We start from the raw sequence: 20,516 nt of genomic DNA, 5'->3' as shown, positions 1-20,516 counted from the left end.
ACATCGTGAGTGTGACGTTTACCGGCGACCCGGCTACCGGAAGCAATGGCTCGCATACCACCTCTGGCGTCAGCGCCGGCACCGTTCGGCCAATGCTGATTCGACTGCCGTTCACGCTGACAACCTTCAATCTGGGTCACACGGTAACCGTGACTTACACGATCACTCGCGGCAGCACTGCCCCGGTGACTTCCGATCCGCTGGTGCTGTATGTCTTGACGTTGGCGCAACGTGAACTATCCGTGCCTTTGATTGCTGAGGCAGATCAGATTGGCCAGGGTCGGTTTCTGAAACTTGATGGCCTCAGCAATTTTACTCTGCACATCGACGCATGGACTCTAAACACTCCAGGTCAGTTCCTATGGTTGTGGTTACTTGGGGTCAATGCCGACGGCAGTATTTTCAACAAGCCGTACTGGCGTCCACCGGGAAATGTGATAGCCAATGAGTTCAACCGTTTTGGTTTCTACGAGACGATTGAGCTCGTCACGGATTTGCTGGGCCTCAAGGACAACAGCGTACTGAGCCTGATTCTGATGGTCGGGTTGCAAGGCAGTCAGGATTTGTCTCTTGCCCAAGCTTTCGCTCATCGTAACTACATCGTTCGGACCGCCCCCACGTGCGCCGAGGATATTGTTGGTCAAAGGTCCGGACGATCAGGAGATCGGCGATGGCGCTGACACGCTGTTCACCCGCGTCAGCTTGTCCGGCGTAGCTACAGAGCCAGTGATTGTTTTTGATGGGGAAACACGGCTTGGTACGGCCCCGGTGATTACGGGGGCGTGGGAATACTCGGTCAGAGGATTGACCACGGGCCTTCACGTCTTCACATGTCGGTACGCCGCTGGAGGGGTCTCCAGACCCTGGACGATCGACGTTCTGGAAAACCGCGAAGTGCGGATCAAGGAATCAACCGGCAACATCCAATTGAATCCGCCTGCAGCGACTGATGCGCTGACATTTGTGCTTAATTATTCGAGTCAGTCTGCCGACCTGGTTATCGTGAGTTGGACCGCGGCGCCGGGCACGCCGACGGCGGGTTCTTATATATCGCTGCCTGTCGCGGTGGGTGCCACGCCCAGAGAACTATCGGCGCCTGTCTCTCTGGTGGCTTTCAGTATCGGTAAAACCGTTGAAGCCACCGCCTCCTACGTACGCGGCGGTGCACCTGCGGTGCAGTTGCAACCCTTGGCGCTATCCGTGCTGCCGATCCCGAGCAACTTGCTCATATCCCCCGTCATCGACGAGGCAAAAGGCACCCTTGAACTGGACAAGAAGGACATCGTGGCCGGAGCGAATCTGACGTTCGGCGGCTGGATACACATGGCGAGAGGCCAACGGCTGGAACTCACCCTAGAGGGCTTCGCGGCCAATGGCGCCGTGAACAATCGAAGTATCTGGACACCCGATCGCAATGCGGTTCATCAGGCCTGGGTCACGAATCGAGGCTACACCTTCCGACTCCCGGTCGACTATCTGCTGTCACTTAGGGTCGGGACATTGGTGAGCATCCTGTTCACAGTGAGAACGGATCAAGTGCCAAGCTCGACGGCAGTCACGGTTTTCGAACCGCGTCGGTACACCATCGTGGACACGCGGTGACCGGAGGAGGGGGTAAGGTCTTAGGTTTAACGTGAGGTGTTTAAAGGCGTTGATCGTTATTTGATGAAAGCTACAGTGCCTTGCGCCGTTGCCTACGCATAAGCCAGAATCCGCCGGCTTGTGCGCCTTGGGGCTGGGTCTTATCGTTTCCGGGTCGCTGACGAATCAGCGATCGGGTCTCGCAGCCCGCGATCTCTGGACGCACAACATCCTCCGGTTTTATGGCGGCTGTACGTGGGAGACCTTCGGGTCTGCCGGTTCTAGAGTCCCGGTCTGCGACCTGCGTATGGCTGCCACCCCTTCGTATCGCAGCGAATCGTGGCAGCTCAATGACTCTGGAGATGCAACCATGATCAAACCAACGCCAAACCCACCTGAAACCGATACAACCTCGCCTTACGAAACTCTCGACTCCAAGAAATTCCACGAAGCCGCCGAGCGCGCCCTCGATCATTACCTCAACCCGCTGCTCCCCAGATAACCTCTGCTCAAACCCAATACCCGATACCTCATCGCTCCCGGTATCGATAGCGAAGAACTGCTGGCCGACGCTTCTGAAACCCTGACCTGTGCCAAAACTATGGCCACTGATTTCGCCGGGCTGGTGGACGGTTCGCATCGGCATGTGCTGCTGGGGATTGCGCAGCTAATCATGCTGGGTGAACTGGCGGTGAATCGGGCGCTGGATAATCTTGAACTGAAGGCTGATGCGAGCGTTTGAGCGAGAGCAATCAGAACGGCCCTTTAAAGGGCCGTTTTTTTGTGCCCGGGTGAAATCACTGAATGCCTCTCTAGCAGCGACCGTTGGTCTTTAAGTCACGTTAACCTGTCAGATCTGACAGGTGACACATTTGTCCTTTCGCGGTGTGATGGGGTCTCTTCAGAAACGGCTCAGGTCCGGCAACCGAGGGGTTAAATAATGCAGATCAATCCTTATTCTCCGCAGGTCACGGCGGGACTTTTGTTGGTACCCATGTTTATCCCGGGATGGAGAACGCCTGTTCTTCCCGCCGGATTCTTCCACGGGGGAATTCCCCGGTCGATCTATCAGCCACCCAGTGGCCTGTACATGGTGATCGACCCGTTCACAACGTTGTCCACCACGCTGGCCGTTGGTGACTCTGTGGAGCTGTGGCACAACGGCCAGCCAACAGGGGTAATCAAGAACATCAAGAAGGGAGAAGAGAACGACCGGATTGAAATGGATTTGCCGCTGGGATGGCTGGTGGACGGCCAGAACGATCTGTTTTATCGGGTAACTCGCCCCAGCGGTAATTACGAAGATTCGGCTCCGATACTGAATGTGCTGTATCACGACCCGGCCCCCGGTTATCCGGCGCCGGCCGGTATTACCACCGCCCATCCGGCCTTTGTCGGTCCGACGGAAGCGGCGGCGGGGGTGGTGTTTCTCTTCAACGTCAGCTTTGCACGACAGCACGACGAGGTTGTTTTGACTGTTGGGGTGTGGAAAACAACGATCAAGGTCACTGATCCAACCAAACCCATCACGGTCACCCTGACAGCCGCCGATTTCAAGCTGATAGGTGACAACCCCAACACGCCGGTCAGATGCGTCGTGACCGACCAGTTAGGCAACCGTAACCAGTCGGCAACGACGTTTATGAATATTCAGGCGGCCGGGGCGCCTGCGCCGGTGATCGATCCATCACCGATGACCCTCGATAAACCAACATTTTTCAACAACTATGGCTGGCCCTACGGACCCGAGAATGAGAGCAGTGAGACTCGTCCCGCGACCGGTGGCGTAACTCCACATAGCTACGTTTCGGGAAATCTGAATATCGCAACGGTTGACGGAAACGGCAAGGTGATTGCCGTAAGGAGCGGGACGACTACCATCACGGTGACGGACGCTACGGGTCGGAGTGGTTTCTACACTGTTCGGGTCTCCGGTGTTTATCAAACGGTGATCAACAACACGTTGATGACTGCCGATGAGGCCAGGGCATGGACACTCGCTGTCAATGGCAATGTCGACGCTACCGTCGCAATTATGCAGATCGTTTACTTGGCGAATTGGGCTCGAGATGTTTTCGATAACCGAATTTATCCTGATCCGCTTAGTTATCGATTTAACGAAATCCAACAGTTGGGCATGGCGTTCAGGATTTGGGAGGGCAAGGCATTGGCGGGTGCGTACTCGCCTTGGGGAAGCACCGTACAAAAAATGCGAGTCATCACCTCGGTTCCTTCCTGATCAGGCTCTCCCAAAAAGAGCACACCCATCCAATTTCCCCCCGATCAATCATTGCACTATTCCCTGCAATGATTGATCAAGGGTGGGTCCATGAACGCTGTACAACGCGATGACCAGGCGCAAAACCTCGGCCTGCTGTTCCTGCGGGTGACCGGCGGGTTGTTCCTGCTGTTCGTCCACGGCTTGCCCAAGCTGCTGGATTTCACCGCGCAGTTGCAACTGATCGAAGACCCGTTCCACCTCGGGGCCCACCTCACTTTGATTCTGGCGATCTTCGCCGAAGTCCTCTGTCCGCTGATGATCGTCGCCGGGGTGCTGGCGCGTCTGGCGTGCTTGCCTATTCTCTTTGTGCTGCTGGTGGCGCTGCTGCTTGTGCATCCGCAATGGAGTGTGGCCGAAGGGCAGTTCGGCTGGTTGCTGTTGATCCTATTCACCACTGTTCTGATCGCCGGGCCCGGACGGCTGGCGCTCAATGTTCGTTTGCCCGGAGTATTCCGTTATGCCTGATGCCCAGACCCTGAAAAAACCGGGACCCGAAGAAACCGTGACGCTGATCGTCAAGCACCGGGTCAAGGCCGGTTTTGAAGCGCCTTACGAAGCCTGGCTGCGCAATATCGTCAGCGTGGCGGGGCGCGAAGAAGGGCATCTGGGTGTGGACGTGATGCGCAGCCAGCAGGGCGGGCTCGCGCTGTTCACCTGCGTGCTGCGTTATTGCTCGACCGACGCGATGCAGCGCTGGCTCGATTCGCCGCAGCGTCAGAAGCTGATCGATGAAGCGGCGCCGATGCTCGCCGATGGCGACCAGACCGAAGTCAACGCGGCCAACGAATTCTGGTTCACACCGACGGCCGAGGCCGGTTCGCCGCCACCGCGCTGGAAGCAGGCCGTGGTCACGCTGCTGGTGATCCTGCCGCACACCTTGCTGGTGCCGCTGATCTGGGGGCCGTTGCTGCAACTCAACGCCTTTCTCTCCAACTACGTGGTCGCCACGTTCCTGATCACCCTGACCATCGTGGTGTCGGTGGTCTACGTGTTCATGCCGCCGGTGACCCGTCTGTTCGCGCCGTGGCTGGAAGCCGGTCAGTCACACAAACACCCCGAATCCAACGCCAACCCGCCGCGCTGAGCCGGCGGGTTTCGCTCCGTTTCACTTATCTCGAAGGAACTGCGATGAACGCCGATCTGATTCTGTTCAATGGCCAATTTCATACGGTAGACCGCGAAAAACCCCTCGCCAGTGCCGTGGCGATCAAGGACGGCCGCTTTGTCGTCGTCGGCAACGATACGCAAGCCATGGCCCTGCGCGGCGCCGGTACGCAAGTGGTCGACCTCAAGGGCCGCTGCGTGATTCCCGGCCTCAATGACTCGCACTTGCACTTGATCCGTGGCGGTCTGAACTACAACCTCGAACTGCGTTGGGAAGGCGTGCCGTCGCTGGCCGATGCGCTGCGCATGCTCAAGGATCAGGCCGACCGCACGCCAACCCCGCAATGGGTGCGCGTGGTCGGTGGCTGGAACGAATTCCAGTTCGCCGAAAAACGCATGCCGACCCTCGAAGAAATCAACCAGGCCGCGCCGGACACCCCGGTGTTCATCCTGCACCTGTATGACCGTGCGTTGCTCAACCGCGCCGCGTTGCGCGTCGCCGGCTACACCCGCGACACGCCGAACCCGCCGGGTGGCGAGATCGTTCGCGATGCCAACGGCAACCCGACCGGCATGCTGGTGGCGCGACCGAACGCGATGATTCTGTACTCGACACTGGCCAAGGGGCCGAAGCTGCCGCTGGAATATCAGGTCAACTCGACCCGCCAGTTCATGCGCGAACTCAACCGCCTGGGCCTGACCAGCGCCATCGATGCCGGCGGCGGTTTCCAGAACTACCCGGACGATTATCAGGTGATCGAACAACTGGCCAAAGACGACCAGTTGACCGTGCGCATCGCCTACAACCTGTTCACCCAGAAGCCGAAAGAAGAACTGACCGATTTCCAGAACTGGACCGGCAGCGTCAAGTTGCATCAGGGCGATGACTTCCTGCGTCACAACGGCGCCGGCGAAATGCTGGTGTTCTCGGCGGCGGACTTCGAAGACTTCCTCGAACCGCGCCCGGACCTGCCGCAGACCATGGAACAGGAGCTGGAGCCGGTGGTGCGCCACCTGGTCGAGCAGCGCTGGCCGTTCCGTCTGCACGCCACCTATAACGAATCGATCAGCCGCATGCTGGATGTGTTCGAGAAGGTCAACCGCGACATCCCGTTCAACGGCTTGCCGTGGTTCTTCGACCACGCCGAAACCATCACCCCGCAGAACATCGAGCGGGTGAAAGCGCTGGGCGGCGGCATCGCGATTCAGGATCGCATGGCGTTCCAGGGTGAATACTTCGTCGACCGCTACGGCAAGCAGGCCGCCGAAGCCACGCCACCGATCAAGCGCATGCTCGCCGAAGGCGTGCCGGTCGGCGCGGGCACCGATGCCACGCGGGTGTCGAGCTACAACCCGTGGACCTCGCTGTACTGGATGGTCAGCGGTCGCACCGTCGGCGGTCTGGCGCTGTACGAAGAAGGTTTGCCGCGTACCACCGCGCTGGAACTGTTCACCCACGGCAGCGCCTGGTTCTCGTCCGAGCAGGGCAAGAAGGGCCAGATCAAGGTCGGGCAATTGGCGGATCTGGCAGCGCTGAGCGCGGACTTCTTCCATGTCGAGGAAGAAGCGATCAAGTGGATCGAGTCGGTGCTGACCGTGGTCGGCGGCAAGATCGTTTACGCCGCCGGTGACTTCGAAAAACTCGGGCCGGCCAGCGTGCCGGTGCTGCCGGACTGGTCGCCAGTGGTGAAAGTCCCGGGCCACTGGCGCCCGAATTCGCCCTTGCAGGCCCAGGTTCACCAGTGCAGCGGCCCGTGCGCAGTGCATACCCACAGCCATGAAAAAGCGCGGATGTCGAATGCGCCGGTCAGCGATTTCGCCGGTTTCTGGGGCGCGTTCGGTTGCTCCTGCTTCGCGTTCTGATGCTTTTGAAAAAGCGCCGCTCTGTGTGAGCGGCGCTCCCCGCAACAACCATCCATCGAGGAGTTTCACATGAGCAACGTTCCTTACAGCCGCCTGAACAAAGACGATGCCGTTGTACTGTTGGTCGACCACCAGACCGGTCTGATCTCGCTGGTACAGGATTTCTCGCCGAACGAATTCAAGAACAACGTGCTGGCGCTGGGCGACATCGCCAAGTTCTTCAACCTGCCAACTATCCTCACCACCAGCTTCGATTCCGGCCCGAACGGCCCGATCGTGCCTGAGCTGAAAGAGCAATTTCCGGACGCACCGTTCATTGCCCGTCCAGGCCAGATCAACGCCTGGGACAACGAAGACTTCGTCAAGGCCATCAAGGCCACCGGCCGCAAGCAACTGATCATCGCCGGTGTGGTGACTGACGTGTGTGTGGCGTTCCCGACCCTGTCGGCCATCGCTGAAGGTTTTGAAGTGTTCGTGGTGACTGACGCTTCCGGCACTTTCAACACCACCGTGCAACAAGCGGCGTGGGCGCGTATGTCGGCTGCCGGCGCGCACTTGCTGAACTGGTTTGCTGTGGCTTGTGAGCTGCAGGGTGACTGGCGCAACGATATGGAAGGGTTGGCGAATCTGCTGTCGCAGCGTCTGCCTAACTATCGCAACCTGATCAACAGCTACACCAAGTTCACTGCCCAGTGATTGGTTGAAAAAATGCCCGCTGAAGAGCGGGCATTTTTTTGCCTGTCACAAAGGGCTCAGCGCTTTTGCAACCACCCCAGAAAACCACCCTTGCGAACCGGCACAGGCTTGGCCATCAACGCCAACCGACTGTTCTGCTGACGCACCGCCTGCAACTTGTTCAACGCCCGACCCACTTCACTGCGCTGCTCCATACAAGCGCGAGTCAGGTTCTTGTCGAGGCGATAAATGATCGAAGAGGTGAGTGCTGTGAACGTCGCCTGCGAAGGCGTATCCGCGAGGATGCTCTGCTCACCCATGACCTCACTCGGCCCCATGCGCCCGGCCTCGGTGAAGCCGTTGCCGTCCGGCACGCTGGCGCTGACCACGCCGGTGGCGATCACGAACAGGCTGTCCGGGACTTCCTCCAGATCGAGCACCACTTGCCCGGCGCTGTACTGCTGCGCGACCATCGACTCGGCGAGACGATCGCGTTCCTCATGGCTCAGCGAGCGGAAGATTTTCACTTCATCGAGCAACGTACGGGCGCGGGTCGAAGGTTCGATCACGCCGTCCGGGTGCCGAGAAATGCCGGCCGCTTCGAGATGGCGGTGGGCGAGGTCAAACAGTTGATTGCGCACGTCGCTTTTCTTGCCCAATTCGGCGATGAAACCGCTGGCCACGTATTCCGACATCTCGTCGCCGGCCTCTTTCAGCACCGCTTTCGGCGCAGGCGACAGCAACAGGCTGCTGCTGCCTTGCAGCGTGCGGTCGAGGGCGTCGAGTACCCGGCGCGGGCGGATGTGGTTCGGCACCTTGATGCTGATCGACACGCCGTGCAGGTTGTTCGGCCGGCTGAGGTTGACGATCTTGGCCTTGGCCGCCACCGAATTCGGCACCACGGCCAGGGTGCCGGTGCTGGTCAGCAGGTGCGTGGCGCGCCAGTTGATGTCGAGCACCTTGCCCTCGACGCCGTCGATGACCACCAGATCATCCACCTGATACGGCTTGGTGGTGTTCAGCACGATGCCGGAAAACACGTCGGCCAAGGTGCTTTGCAGCGCGAGACCGATGACGATCGCCACCACGCCGGAAGTCGCGAGCAGACCTTTGACCGGCAGATCCAGCACATAACCGGCCGCCGCGACGATGGCCGCGAGAAACACCAGCGCCCCGATCACGTCCTGCAACAGCCGGCCACTGTGGCCGATGCGACGCATCAGGATCAGGCCGATGACTTCGGTCAGCACCCGCGCGGCGTACAGCCACCAGAGAATCCCCAGTGCCGTCGCCCCGAGTTGCGCCACCGGGTCATCGGCGAACAACGGCGCCTGCAACGGGCTGACACCGGCGTTGATGGCCAGCGCGTTGAAGGCCAGAAACAACACCAGTCGCACAGCGACCCGTTGCGCGCGATGTTTGAACGGCGCGAGATGCCAGAGCAGGGTATCGAGCACCAGCAGCAGGGCACTCCAGGACAGCAGGTGGGCAGAAAAAAGGCTCATGAGGTGAACTCCGGCGGGCACAAAAGAAAACGCCACACCCGAAGGTGTGGCGAGGGGTTGCACTCAGTTCAGATGGGTCTTGAGTTCTGCCGCTGCCTGGCGCACGGCGGCTTTCACTTCAGGAATTCCGTTCAGCGGGTTGAGCAGGCCGAAGTCGTGAATCATCCCGTTGTAGCGCACCGAGGTCACCGGTACACCGGCCGCGTCGAGGTGGCGGGCGTAGCCTTCGCCTTCGTCACGCAGCACGTCGAACTCGGCGGTCTGCACCAGCGCGGCGGGCAGGCCCTTGAGCTGTTCGGCGCTGGCGTTGAGCGGCGAGGCATGGATCTGCGCACGCTCGGCCGGGTTGGTGGTGTAGTTGTCCCAGAACCACTGCATCATGCCTTTGGTCAGGAAATGGCCCTCGGCAAATTGCTGGTACGAGCCGTTATCGAACCCGGCGTTGGTCACCGGCCACATCAGCAACTGGAAGCGCAGGGCCGGGGTTTTCTGTTCCTTGGCCATCAACGCCACGACTGCCGCCATGTTGCCGCCGACGCTGTTGCCGGCCACCGCCAGACGTTTGCCGTCGACTCCGATGTCCTTGCCGTGCTCGGCCACCCATTTGGTTGCCGCGTAAGCCTGATTGATCGCAGTCGGGTACTGCGCTTCCGGCGACGGCGTGTAATCGACATACACCGCGACCGCGCCAGAACCCACCACCAGATCACGAATCAAGCGTTGGTGCGTCGGGAAGTCACCCAGCACCCAGCCGCCACCGTGGAAGAACATGAACACCGGCAGCTCACCCTTGACCTTGGCCGGACGCACCACTTTCAGGTTGATCGTCTGGCCATCGACCTTGATTGCCTTGTCGCTGACTTCAACGCCGGACAGGTCAACCTTCACCGAAGCCTGAGCGCCGGTCAGCAATGCACGGGCGTCTTTCGGGCTCAGTTGCTCAAGCGGTTTGCCACCGCCGGCGGCGAGGGCGTCGAGGAAGGCCTGAGTGTTGTGTTCGACCCCAGTGCCCTCGGCGGCGAATGCGTTGCCGATGGACAGGGCGAGGAGGGAAGCGGCGAGGGTTTTCTTGATGTTCATGTGCAATTCCTTTTTAAGTCGTTTGAGTTTTTGTATGCCTTGGGATCGGGCTGCTGTGGCGCTGGGCTTCAGGCCTCAGCAACACCGTGAGCACAGATTAATGAGGTGCCGGAAAGTGAAAAAGCGGCTATAAAGCGTTTAACTGTCAACCAGAGAGTGACAATGAACCCGTTCGAAGACATGCGTATTTTTTGCCAGGTGATGGACTCCGGCAGCTTCACGGCGGCGGCCGATCAGTTGGGGCTGTCCAAACAGTTCGTCAGCCGTCGGTTGATGCAACTGGAGGAGCGCCTCGGCGTGCGATTGCTCAACCGTTCAACCCGGCGCCTGGACGTTACGCCGCTGGGCCAGAGTTATTACGAATCGGCGCTGCGCTTGCTCGGCGAAGTGGAATCGGTGGAGCAGGGCATTGCCGGGCAGACCGCCGAGCCGCGCGGGGCGATTCGCGTGAGTGCGCCGCTGTCGTTTGCGCTGGCGCATCTGGGCTGCTTGCTGCCGCCGTTTCTGCAGCGTTATCGCGAGGTCACGGTGGAGGTGGACCTGAGCGACCGGCCAGTGGATCTGCTGGGCGAGGGTTACGACCTGGCGCTGCGCATCGGTGTGCTGGAGGACTCGACCCTGATCGCCCGACGGATTGCGTCAATCGAGCGGGTGTATTGCGCCAGTCCGGCGTATCTGGCCGAACGCGGTACGCCGGTCAAACCGGAAGACTTGCTCGGCCACGACTGCCTGCCTTACGGCCATGGGCGTTCGGTGCAGTGGCGGTTCAACGCGGGGCAGGGCAAGCCGCTGCTGGTGAATGTCACCGGGCGGATGCGCGTCAACAACGGTGAGTTGCTGCGGGATGCGGCGGTAGCGGGAATGGGGATTACCTATCTGCCGACGTTCATTGTCGGCGCGGCGCTGAAGGATGGGCGGCTGGTGCCGGTGCTGGATGAGTTTCGGCCGGAACCGCTGACGTTGTCGGCGGTGTATCCGCAGCATCGTCAGGCGTCGCGGCCGGTGCAGGCGTTGATCGAGTTTTTGCGGGAGCGGCTGGATAAGGCACAAGCGATTTTGTAGTCACTGAAAAACATTGTGGGAGCTAGCCTGCTAGCGATTGCGGTGGGGCAGTCAATGAAGAAGGTGACTGGCATATCGCAATCGCTAGCAGGCTAGCTCCCACAGGGGAAATGTATTTCAGGCTGAATCAGTTGGCGCGCTTGTCATCGCCAGGCTCGCCACCGACATGTACGCCGCGATCATCACCCGGTTCGCCCGCGGCATGCAGGCCTCGGTCATCACCGATCTCACCGGCACGATGTACGCCATGGTCATCACCGATTTCACCGGCGCGATGCACACCGTGGTCATCACCGATCTCTCCGGACCGATGCACACCATGGTCGTCGCCAGGCTCCGAATGCGTGCCGCTGCGGCCCGATGACGCCGTGTTGCCGGAATGGCCCGAGCCGTGGTCACTGCCGCTGTGGCCACTGTTGCCACCGCCGCCACTGCCACTGTTGCCGCCACTGCCGCTGCCGCCGTGACCACCACCATTGCCACCGCTGCCGCCGCCACCTCCATTACCGCCGCCACCACCGCTGCCGCCGCCTCCATTGCCGCCACCGCCGCCTCCATTGCCGCCCCCGCCGTTACCGCCTCCGCCTCCGCCACTACCTCCACCACCGCCGCCACCACCACTTCCCCCATCCTTGGCCTGAACACTCGACACCCCGGACAGGCTGTCCGGAATCAATACGGTAGACGCCGACAGGACTGCGCCGATGGCCATTGCGAGCACGAGCTTTTTAATGTGCATATCGTTCTCCGTCTTTGTTGTCTTGATTGGGAACGTGGATGTGCCTTGTTTTTGCGTGTGATCCGACCCGTTCCCGAGGTCAGTGGATACTCGAAGCCAGTTCGAAGATCGGGATGTACATCAGGATCACGATCACCCCGATCAACAGGCCGATGAAGGTCATGAGCAGCGGTTCGAACAGACGCACGAACCACTCGATCCAGCGGCTGATTTCCTCGTCGTAGAAATCGGCGCTGCGTTCCATCATTTGCCCCAGGTTGCCGGACTGTTCGCCGGCGCGCAGCAGTCGCAGGGACACGGGTGTCACCAGACGGTTGAGCTCCAGCGCAGTGGACAGCGACTGCCCCTCGCGCACCCGCTCGCAGGCCTGATCAAGGCGTGCTCGCGAGGCCACGGTGAGCAGGCCGCGCACCATGCCCATGGCTGTCACCAGCGGAATCCCGCCTTGCAGCAGAATCCCCAGAGACCGGTAAAACCGCGCCAGCTCATACATGAAAATCCGCTGGTGCACGGCGGGCAGTTTCTCCACCAGCCGATCCAGCCCACGGCGAAACGCCGGTTGTTTCTGCAACACGGCAAGGGCAGTGACGATCACCGCCAACAGGCCGAAAAACTCACCCTGATGGGCGTGCAGAAACATGCCGCTGCTCATCAGGATCTGCGACAGCCACGGCAGGTTCGAGCCCAGTCCTTCGAATACCAGACTGAAGCGCGGCACTACGTAGCCCATCAAAAACAGCACCACGCCACCGCCGACTACCAGCAGCAACAGCGGGTAGATCGAGGCGCTGACGATCTTCTGCCGCACCTCGTCCATGCGCTGGCGATAGCTCACGTAACGGCCCAGTGCATCGCCGACCGCGCCGGTCTTCTCGCTGGACTGTACCAGCGCAACGTACAAGGGCGGGAAAACCGCCGACAACTGGCCCAACGCCTGGGAGAAGGATTTGCCCTCGTACAGCAGTCGCACCAGCTCGCTCAAGGTTTTGCGGGCGGCGGGGGCGGTTTCTTTTTCGGCGAGGCTTTCCAGCGCATCGATCAGCGGCAGGCCGGCGTTGAGCAGGGTGGTCAGTTCCTGGCTGAACAACACCAGGTTGAAGGTTTCACGCTTGCTCAGGCGCAACGAACGCCAGTGCCTCTCGGCGTGCAGGCTGACCACGCGCAAGCCCTGATCCTCGGCGATGCGCCGCGCTTCGCTCTGACCCGGCGCCTCGACGCTCAGCGACACCACTCCGGCCTTGCCCACTGCTTTGAGTTGAAATCGCATGCCGTGTGCTCCGCTTATTGCCAGTTGGTGACTTCGGCGTTTTCGCCTTCGCCGCCAGGCTGGCCGTCCTTGCCCATCGAGAGCAGGTCGTACTCGCTGTTTTCGCCGGGATAGCGGTAGGTGTAGTTACGCCCCCACGGATCCTGCGGCAGTTTTTTCTGCAAGTACGGGCCGGTCCATTTGGCTTCGTCGCTCGGTGCGGTCACCAGCGCCTGCAAGCCCTGTTCGGTGGACGGGTAATGGCCGACTTCCAGCCGATACAGATCCAGTGCTTTGCTCAGGCCTTCGATCTGCGCCTTGGCGACCTTCACCTCGGAACGCCCCAGCTGGGCGAAATATTTAGGCGCGACGATCCCGGCCAACAGGCCGAGCACCACCAGCACCACGAGCAATTCGAGCAGGGTGAAACCGCGTTGGGCACGCGGACGAAAATGCAGCTTCATGATGACCTCCCGTGAGTGGCAGCCGTGTCGCCGAAAGGGCTTATGCAATTGCCATGCTCAGCCCCCGATAATTTCGGCGGTCAGGCTGAAGCCCTTGTATTACGGGCTTTTCAAGAGTCGGCACAGTGCTTGCGTACGGCTGATTGACGACGGGTCAGTGGGGCATTTCCCCCAATTTTTCGGGGCCTGTCAGGGGAGGCCCAATGATCCATTCATTCACTGCAGGACTGCTCGGCTGCGTGCTGTTAAGCGGTGTCGCGCAAGCCGATGTCTTCGTATCCGTGGACGCCAAGGGCAGCTACGTGCTGTCCAACGTCCACCGTCCCGGACGCACCTACGAGCGGGTGATCCGCGAAGCCGATGCGCCGCTGGTCAGCCTTGACCGGCAACCGCAATTGATCGCCAACCAGCCCTACGCCGAGCTGGTGTCAGCCGCCGCCACCGCCAATCAGCTGCCCGAAGCTTTGCTGCATGCGGTGATCAAGTCCGAATCCAACTACAACCCCGGCGCCACCTCACCCAAGGGTGCCGGCGGCCTGATGCAGTTGATGCCCGGCACCGCGCGGGACATGGGCGTCACCGACGTCTACGACCCCAAGGCCAACATCCAGGGCGGGGCCAAGTACCTCAAACGCCTGATGACGATGTTCGACAACGACATCGCCCTGGCCGTGGCCGCTTACAACGCCGGGCCTGACGCGGTGCTCAGCCGGGGCCGGGTGATCCCGCCGTTCGCCGAAACCCAGCGTTATGTCCCGAGCGTGCTGCGTCAGTACCGGCGCCTGCAGGGGCTGGCGGTGGACGCGCCGTTGTAAAGGATGTCCCCGGTTTCCCCACTATCGGGGCAAACCGATGGCCCCGGAAAAAGTGGGGAATCGGGTGGGGAATATCCCCCGGATTCTCAAGTGGTTTGTGTAACTGGTTGAGATGGAAAGAAATTTTTTGTGGCACGCGGATTGCTCCAAGGGGTTTATCGAGAATCGTTCCCTGTGAGCACCCACTACGAGGTTTCCGATCATGGTTGGCATTCACCACGCACCGTCCCTGTTGAACTGGCTGCTGTTGCTGGCTTCGATGCTTAGCGTCGAACTGGCCAGCGCCGCCGTGCGCTGCGAGCGCAATCTGGTGGCCAATGTGGTCGCCTTCGATCAACCGCTGATGTTCAACCGCCTCGGTGCGCAGAACGTCAACGGGATGATGTTCGCGTTGCGCCGCGATGTGGTCGATGACCATGACGTCTCGCTGGCCTATGGCGGCAGTGCGGTGCCGGGCAAAGTGTCGCTGCGTGCTGACAAGCGTCCACGGCCATTGGTGCTGCGGGTGGCCGCCGGTGATTGCCTGACGATCAATCTGCAGAACCTGCTCGATTACCAGGCCAACCCCAACAAGCACTTCGAAGGGCCTGAGGGCGAAGAAGAAGGCGAGGAGGGCATCGAGAACGCCGGCGGCGCGGAAGACTTCAAGGTCGACGAGCAGGTCGCCGACCGCCATGTCGGTTTCCAGGTCAACGGCCTGCAAGCGGTGAACAGCATCGACGACATTTCCTCCTACACCGGGCGTAACGCCAACACCCTGGTACCGCCGGGCGCGAGTCGTTCGTATGTGCTGTACGCCGAGCGCGAAGGGGCGTTTGCCGTCAGCAGCCGTGGCGCGACATTCGGCGGGGAGGGCGCGGCCGGCAACGTCGCCAATGGCCTGTTCGGCCAGGTCGTGGTGGTGCCGAAATCGGGACGCACCTATCGCAACACCCTCACCGAAGAAGAAATGCGCCTGGCAACCACCGGCCGCACACCGGCCGGTCACCCCATCGTCGATTACCAGGCCCGTTACCCGCAGCGCGAACCGTGGTTGCGTGAAGGCAAGGCCGGCACGCCGATCATCAGCATGGTCGACGGCAACGAAATCATCTCCAGCGAAAGCGACGCGATCGTCATGGGCAGCAACGCCGATGGCAGTTTTGCGCCCAGCACCTATCCGCTGGAATCGGTGGGCAAACGCAACCCGGCGATCCCCAACCGCCTCGAGCCGTTTCGCGATTTCGCCTCGCAGTTCCAGGACGAAACCGCCGCCACCCAGGCATTCCCCGCCTACTGGGCTGACCCGGTCATGGCCCATGTGCTGGAGCCAACCCGCGACTCGTTCATGATCAACTACGGTTCCGGCGGCATGGGCGCTGAAGTGGTCGCCAACCGTCTCGGCGTGGGCCCGATGCACGACTGCCTGTCGTGCGCCTACGAAGAATTCTTCCTCAGCTCGCACACCGTCGGCGACGTGGCGATGCTGGTGGACGTGCCGGCCAACACCGGGCTCGAGAACATCGCCCCCGGCCAGACACCGAGCGCCGATCAAATCGGCGTCAAGGCCACCATGGCTCTGTATCCGTCGGAGCCGTCGAACGTCAACCACAGCTACATCGGTGACTTCGTCAAATTTCGCAACACCCACAACGGGCATGAGCAGCACATCTTCCACCTGCACGGTCATCAGTGGCTGTTCAACCCCAACGACGACAACTCCGATTACGTCGATGCCCAAGGCATCGGTCCGGGCGCCGGCTATACCTACGAAATCGCCAACGGCGGCTCCGGCAACCGCAACCGGGTGGCCGGTGATGCGATCTATCACTGCCACTTCTACCCGCATTTCGCCCAGGGCATGTGGTCCATGTGGCGGGTGCACGATGTGTTCGAGGAAGGCACCCGGCTGGAAGTCTCGCAACAGGGCGCCGATGGTTATCACAGCGAACCTTACGCCCTGCGCAGCGGCAAACCCGCCGCCGGTGCCCGCGCCTTGCCGGATGGCGAGATCATCGCCGGCACGCCGATTCCTGCCGTGGTGCCGCTGCCCGGCAAAGCCATGGCGCCGATGCCGGGCAAAGTGGTGGTGGTGCCGAAAATCGGCGAAACCCTGGTCGCCGGCCACGATGACGACGATGAGGAAGAAGAGGGCGATGACGACGGCGAACACCATGGCGGTAACGGTGGATCGCAAGCCATCGGTTCCCTGGCACTGGTCGATCGCAGCGAAGCCAACCGCAACGCCGACGGCAGCCTGAAAAACCCTGGCTATCCATTCTGGATCGGCGGCATGGAAAGTTCGGTCGGTCAGCGTCCGCCAACCCCACCGCTGGACATGCTCGACGCCGCCACCGCGCAATCGTTGAAAGCCAGCGGCAAAGCGCTGTGGGCGAACCTCGACCCGAATCAGTCCGGCGGCTGGGACGGTGGCTTGCAGCGTCACACCCTCGACGGGGTGTCGGCCGGAGGCGCGGCGCACACCGTGACCACCTCGCTGGACTTCTCCAAGGAAGTCACCCGCGCCAAACCGATTTACCTGCCCGAAGAGGGCACTGAAGTGGAACAGGCCGCGATGGCGTTCCACGCGAAAAAGGATCACCCAAGTTTTGCCTTGCTGCCCGGCAACCAGATCGTGGCCAAGGCCTTCCGCACCAACGGCGCCTTGCCGATTGCCGGCGCACCGTACTACGAACCGTGCATGGACGACCGGCAAAAACGCCTGACCAGCAGCGCCGGCACCGGTGAATTCGCCAGCGGCGACCGGCTGGACGGCATGTCCTTCGTCGGCGCCTCGACCTTCACCGCCGACCGGCCACGGATCTACAAAGCCGCCAACATTCAGTTCGACGCGGTCTACAACAAGGTCGGCTATCACTTCCCGCAAGCCCGGATTCTGGCACTGTGGGAAGACGCCTGGCCGGTGATCACCAAGCAGCGTCCGCCAGAGCCTCTGGTGATGCGCATGAACACCTTCGACTGCGTGCAATACCAGCAAACCAACCTGGTACCCGCCACCTACGAGATGGATGACTATCAGGTGCGCACGCCGACCGACGTGATCGGCCAGCACATTCACCTGCCGAAGTGGGACCTGACAGCTGCCGACGGTTCTTCCAACGGCTGGAACTACGAGGACGGCGTGCTCTCCCCGGGTGCCGTTCAGGAACGTATTCACGCGATCCGCGAATTCAACCAGTGCGAGGGCACCGACCCGCGCGACGGTACCCAGGCGTGCCCGAAAGCCAAGGCGCATCCGTTCTTCGGTCAGTTCGGGCGCAGTGACTGGATGGGCGCGCGCACGGCCATGCAACGCTGGTTCGTCGACCCGGTGGTCAACGCCAAGGGCGTGGATCGTGGGCTGGGCACCATCTTCACCCACGACCACCTCGGCCCATCGACTCACCAGCAGATCGGGCTGTATGCCACGGTGCTGGCGGAACCGGCCGGTTCCACCTGGTTCCACGCCGAAACCGGCGAGCCTCTGTACAGCGGCGCGCGCCAGGACGGCGGGCCGACTTCATGGCAGGCGGTGATCAACACCGGCGACCTCGACGGCGACGGCAAGAACGACAGCTTCCGTGAGTTCTTCCTCGAATACAGCGACTTCCAGCACGCCTATGAAGCCGGTGTGTACGTGGGCGCCGGCCCTAACGGCGTGCCTAATCCGCAAGCCTTCCCGGCCACCGCCGACAGCTTCCGCTACGCGATCAACCCGCCGGTGCGCAACAACGCCAGCACCCTGCTCGAAGGCGTGCTGGAAGTGCAGGGCGGTCAGGTGCCGGGCTGCCCGAGCCGGCCTTGCCCGCAAGCGATCTCCGTGGATGATCCGGGCATGTTCGTCGTCAACTATCGCAACGAGCCGCTGGCCCTGCGGGTCTACGACCCGAACAAGGTCGGCCCTGACGGCAAGCGCGGCATGCAGGCTGACGGCCTCGGCGGCGATCTGGCCTATGCCATGCAAAGCCGTACCGACCGCGCGATTCCGGCGATGAACCTGGCGCCGAACCTGGTCACGGCCGCCACCGGCCCGACTGGCGGCACCACGCTGTTCCCGCCGCACATCAACAAGGGCGGCAGCGAGCCGGGCGACCCGTTCACCCCGATGCTGCGTACCTATACCGGCGACAACGTGCGGCTGCGGGTGCATGCCGGCGGCCACGAGGAAGAGCACAACGTCACCCTGCACGGCGTGAAATGGCTGCAGAGCGGTTCCGGTTTCGGCAACAGCTCCAACTCAGGCTGGCGCGCCTCGCAGATGATCGGCATCTCCGAACAGATGGGCTTCATCGCACCTGTGTCGATGCTGTCCAGCTCTGCGGCGACCACCGGTGACTATCTGTACTCGATGGACGCTTCGATCGAAGGCTACTGGAGCGGGATCTGGGGCGTGATGCGCAACTACACGGCCAAACGCAATGACCTGTTCGCCATCCCCAACAACCCGAGTCCGGCGGGAATGCGCAACACCGTGGCGTTCGAAGGCAGTTGCCCACGGATCAGCGCCAACCCCAACGGCATCGGCACCCGGCCAACGGTGCAGCGCAACTATGACGTGGTGGCGGCGCTGGCCAACGACATCCTTGGCAATTCGCTGGGCTTGAGCATCGGCGATTCGGCCGGGCTCGGTCAGCATGTCGGCGGGCCGCTGAATCCGGCGGGCGGCACCCTGGTGCTGAACTCGCGCACGGTCAGCATTCCGCAGGTCACGGTCACTGATCCTGAGGACGGCGAGACCATCACCATTGGTGGCCAGAGCGGGCCGCTGCATGATCCGACGGCGATCCTCTATGTGCGCAAATCCGACCTCGATCCGGTCAGCGGCAAGCTCAAACCCGGCATTCCGGTCGAACCGCTGGTGCTGCGCGCAGCGGCCGGGGACTGCATCAACATCACCCTGGAAAACCGTCTGCCGAGCGTGATGCCGGACCTGACCCAGACCGCGGTGATGCAAGGCATGGTCAAGCGCGACCGCAACAGCGGCCTGGGCTCGACCACCTTCAGCAACAACCTGATGCGGCCGTCCAGCCACGTGGGGCTGCACGCCCAACTGCTGGCCTACGACATCACCAAATCCGACGGCACCAACGTCGGCGCCAACCCGACCCAGACCGTGCCACCACGGGTTGGCAGCAGCGGCGCCTACCCGACCCGTACCTATCAGTACTACGCCGGGCACCTGGAGCGTGAAGGCAAACCGGTCACGCAACTGGGCCGCAGTGTCGACAACATCAACGCCACGGCCGTGGAGTTCGGTGGCCTGAACTTCACCCCGGCGGATGTGATCAAGCAACCGCAAAAAGGCCTGGGTGGTGCGATGAGCATCCTGCCGATCGGCGCGACCTGGGTCGACGATGCGCGCAAGGTCAACGCAACGGTCACCGCACCGGGGCAGACGACTTACCGCGACTTCGCGATGGTCTGGCACAAGGCGCTGAACACCCGCTGGGCCAATGGCCGGCCGGTCGAAGGCATCGCTGCGGAGGGCTTCGGCGTGCCGACCGATCCGCAGGACAACTCGAGCATGGCGATCAACTACAAGACCGAACCGCTGTGGTATCGCTTCGGCCTCGCCCCGGATGCGCCGTTCGGTCGTGCCGATGGCGCGGGTTACGGCGACATGACCAACGCGCACATGGCCTACAGCAATGCGCTGGTGGGAGGCGATCCGCAGACGCCGGTGCTGTATGCCAAACCGGGTCAGCCATTCCGTACGCACATCCTGATGCCGAGCGGCGGCAGTCGCGGCACGACGTTCCAGCTTGACGGGCACGTCTGGTCGCTCAACCCGTTCCAGGCCGAGAAGAGCGACACCGGCGGCTACCCGATGGGTACGCCGGGCGTGGGTTCGGTGCGCTTCGGCTACAACCCGATGTCGATGTACATCGGCGCTCACGAAAGCATCCTGCCGGCGGCGCACTTCAGCTTCATGATCCCGAGCGCCGGGGGCAGCAACGCGATACCGGGGGACTACCTGTTCCGCGATTACGCCGCCTATGGCAACACCTCGGGACTGTGGGGATTGCTGCGGGTGACCAATGAGCCGGAGCCGGCGCCGCCTGCTCAGTAGCTGAAATGCGATGGATCGGTGGATGCAAAAACTGTGGGAGCGAGCTTGCTCG

The 20,516-nt window shown here is 61.7% G+C and carries 15 protein-coding genes and 1 pseudogene; 11 read left to right on the top strand and 5 right to left on the bottom strand.

All coding sequences use genetic code 11. From position 1 onward, the window contains the following. Positions 1-5: 5 nt before the first annotated feature. The 8 genes and pseudogenes from CAF90_RS17210 to ycaC all read left to right on the top strand — a co-directional run bounded on the left by CAF90_RS17210 (position 6) and on the right by ycaC (position 7,525). On the top strand, positions 6-680 hold the full coding sequence (locus CAF90_RS17210) for a hypothetical protein (protein ID WP_139834503.1): 675 nt from the start codon (positions 6-8) through the stop codon (positions 678-680). After that, positions 637-1,602, top strand: a complete 966-nt coding sequence (locus tag CAF90_RS17205) for a hypothetical protein (protein WP_085607744.1) — start codon at positions 637-639, stop codon at positions 1,600-1,602. Before CAF90_RS17210 ends, CAF90_RS17205 begins: the two co-directional genes overlap by 44 nt. A 349-nt stretch (positions 1,603-1,951) precedes the next feature. Continuing rightward, a pseudogene (locus CAF90_RS17200) lies at positions 1,952-2,323 on the top strand (DUF6124 family protein). 198 nt (positions 2,324-2,521) lie between these two features. Continuing rightward, positions 2,522-3,820 carry an Ig-like domain-containing protein gene (locus CAF90_RS17195; RefSeq protein ID WP_085607742.1) on the top strand — a complete coding sequence of 433 codons (1,299 nt, stop codon included), beginning with the start codon at positions 2,522-2,524 and terminating at the stop codon, positions 3,818-3,820. A 90-nt stretch (positions 3,821-3,910) separates the two neighbouring features. Continuing rightward, entirely contained in the window at positions 3,911-4,327 is a 417-nt protein-coding gene (locus CAF90_RS17190) for a DoxX family protein (RefSeq protein WP_085607740.1), read from the top strand. Beyond that, entirely contained in the window at positions 4,320-4,946 is a 627-nt protein-coding gene (locus CAF90_RS17185; RefSeq protein WP_085607738.1) for an antibiotic biosynthesis monooxygenase, read from the top strand. The genes CAF90_RS17190 and CAF90_RS17185 overlap by 8 nt, the downstream gene beginning before the upstream one ends. Positions 4,947-4,990: 44 nt before the next feature. Further along, positions 4,991-6,829 carry an amidohydrolase gene (locus tag CAF90_RS17180; protein WP_007956093.1) on the top strand — a complete coding sequence of 613 codons (1,839 nt, stop codon included), beginning with the start codon at positions 4,991-4,993 and terminating at the stop codon, positions 6,827-6,829. A 69-nt stretch (positions 6,830-6,898) separates the two neighbouring features. Continuing rightward, complete coding sequence (gene ycaC, locus CAF90_RS17175) at positions 6,899-7,525, top strand: isochorismate family cysteine hydrolase YcaC (protein ID WP_064595127.1); 627 nt, start codon at positions 6,899-6,901, stop codon at positions 7,523-7,525. A 56-nt stretch (positions 7,526-7,581) separates the two neighbouring features. Here ycaC and CAF90_RS17170 read toward each other — a convergent pair whose 3' ends face one another. Both CAF90_RS17170 and CAF90_RS17165 read right to left on the bottom strand, forming a co-directional pair. Further along, positions 7,582-9,009, bottom strand: coding sequence for a mechanosensitive ion channel family protein (locus CAF90_RS17170; RefSeq protein WP_085607736.1), 1,428 nt, complete (start codon positions 9,007-9,009; stop codon positions 7,582-7,584). 63 nt (positions 9,010-9,072) lie between these two features. After that, on the bottom strand, positions 9,073-10,089 hold the full coding sequence (locus tag CAF90_RS17165; protein ID WP_085607734.1) for an alpha/beta hydrolase: 1,017 nt from the start codon (positions 10,087-10,089) through the stop codon (positions 9,073-9,075). A 162-nt stretch (positions 10,090-10,251) separates the two neighbouring features. On the opposite strand from CAF90_RS17165, the gene CAF90_RS17160 reads away from it, so the two are divergent. Continuing rightward, complete coding sequence (locus tag CAF90_RS17160) at positions 10,252-11,151, top strand: LysR family transcriptional regulator (RefSeq protein WP_085607732.1); 900 nt, start codon at positions 10,252-10,254, stop codon at positions 11,149-11,151. Positions 11,152-11,278: 127 nt separating this feature from the next. Here the strand turns inward: CAF90_RS17160 and CAF90_RS17155 are convergent, their stop codons facing one another. The 3 genes from CAF90_RS17155 to gspG all read right to left on the bottom strand — a co-directional run bounded on the left by CAF90_RS17155 (position 11,279) and on the right by gspG (position 13,600). Beyond that, the gene (locus CAF90_RS17155) at positions 11,279-11,890 is read right to left on the bottom strand and encodes a hypothetical protein (RefSeq protein WP_085607730.1); all 612 of its coding nucleotides are present in this window, start codon (positions 11,888-11,890) and stop codon (positions 11,279-11,281) included. 79 nt (positions 11,891-11,969) lie between these two features. After that, positions 11,970-13,157 (bottom strand): type II secretion system F family protein, encoded by a 1,188-nt coding sequence (locus CAF90_RS17150; protein WP_085607728.1) that lies wholly within the window; start codon positions 13,155-13,157, stop codon positions 11,970-11,972. A gap of 14 nt (positions 13,158-13,171) precedes the next feature. Beyond that, entirely contained in the window at positions 13,172-13,600 is a 429-nt protein-coding gene (gspG, locus tag CAF90_RS17145) for a type II secretion system major pseudopilin GspG (protein ID WP_007956107.1), read from the bottom strand. 203 nt (positions 13,601-13,803) lie between these two features. On the opposite strand from gspG, the gene CAF90_RS17140 reads away from it, so the two are divergent. Together CAF90_RS17140 and mnxG are read left to right on the top strand one after the other, a co-directional pair. Next, entirely contained in the window at positions 13,804-14,415 is a 612-nt protein-coding gene (locus CAF90_RS17140; RefSeq protein WP_085607726.1) for a lytic transglycosylase domain-containing protein, read from the top strand. Positions 14,416-14,617: 202 nt separating this feature from the next. Continuing rightward, positions 14,618-20,464 carry a manganese-oxidizing multicopper oxidase MnxG gene (gene mnxG, locus CAF90_RS17135; protein WP_085607724.1) on the top strand — a complete coding sequence of 1,949 codons (5,847 nt, stop codon included), beginning with the start codon at positions 14,618-14,620 and terminating at the stop codon, positions 20,462-20,464. Positions 20,465-20,516: the final 52 nt, after the last annotated feature.

This window comes from Pseudomonas sp. B37(2017) (assembly GCF_002112885.1).
GTDB lineage: Bacteria > Pseudomonadota > Gammaproteobacteria > Pseudomonadales > Pseudomonadaceae > Aquipseudomonas > Aquipseudomonas paraglycinae.
The sequence above is the reverse complement of the archived record's forward strand: the minus strand, read 5'-3'. Positions and strand labels throughout refer to the sequence as shown.

What these genes read in the sequence shown, in the direction of transcription:
- CAF90_RS17195 (WP_085607742.1), top strand. Translation starts at nt 2,522, where the DNA reads ATGCAGATCAATCCTTATTCTCCGCAGGTCACGGCGGGACTTTTGTTG.
- CAF90_RS17190 (WP_085607740.1), top strand. Translation starts at nt 3,911, where the DNA reads ATGAACGCTGTACAACGCGATGACCAGGCGCAAAACCTCGGCCTGCTG.
- CAF90_RS17185 (WP_085607738.1), top strand. Translation starts at nt 4,320, where the DNA reads ATGCCTGATGCCCAGACCCTGAAAAAACCGGGACCCGAAGAAACCGTG.
- CAF90_RS17180 (WP_007956093.1), top strand. Translation starts at nt 4,991, where the DNA reads ATGAACGCCGATCTGATTCTGTTCAATGGCCAATTTCATACGGTAGAC.
- ycaC (WP_064595127.1), top strand. Translation starts at nt 6,899, where the DNA reads ATGAGCAACGTTCCTTACAGCCGCCTGAACAAAGACGATGCCGTTGTA.
- CAF90_RS17170 (WP_085607736.1), bottom strand. Translation starts at nt 9,009, where the DNA reads ATGAGCCTTTTTTCTGCCCACCTGCTGTCCTGGAGTGCCCTGCTGCTG.
- CAF90_RS17165 (WP_085607734.1), bottom strand. Translation starts at nt 10,089, where the DNA reads ATGAACATCAAGAAAACCCTCGCCGCTTCCCTCCTCGCCCTGTCCATC.
- CAF90_RS17160 (WP_085607732.1), top strand. Translation starts at nt 10,252, where the DNA reads ATGAACCCGTTCGAAGACATGCGTATTTTTTGCCAGGTGATGGACTCC.
- CAF90_RS17155 (WP_085607730.1), bottom strand. Translation starts at nt 11,890, where the DNA reads ATGCACATTAAAAAGCTCGTGCTCGCAATGGCCATCGGCGCAGTCCTG.
- CAF90_RS17150 (WP_085607728.1), bottom strand. Translation starts at nt 13,157, where the DNA reads ATGCGATTTCAACTCAAAGCAGTGGGCAAGGCCGGAGTGGTGTCGCTG.
- gspG (WP_007956107.1), bottom strand. Translation starts at nt 13,600, where the DNA reads ATGAAGCTGCATTTTCGTCCGCGTGCCCAACGCGGTTTCACCCTGCTC.
- CAF90_RS17140 (WP_085607726.1), top strand. Translation starts at nt 13,804, where the DNA reads ATGATCCATTCATTCACTGCAGGACTGCTCGGCTGCGTGCTGTTAAGC.
- mnxG (WP_085607724.1), top strand. Translation starts at nt 14,618, where the DNA reads ATGGTTGGCATTCACCACGCACCGTCCCTGTTGAACTGGCTGCTGTTG.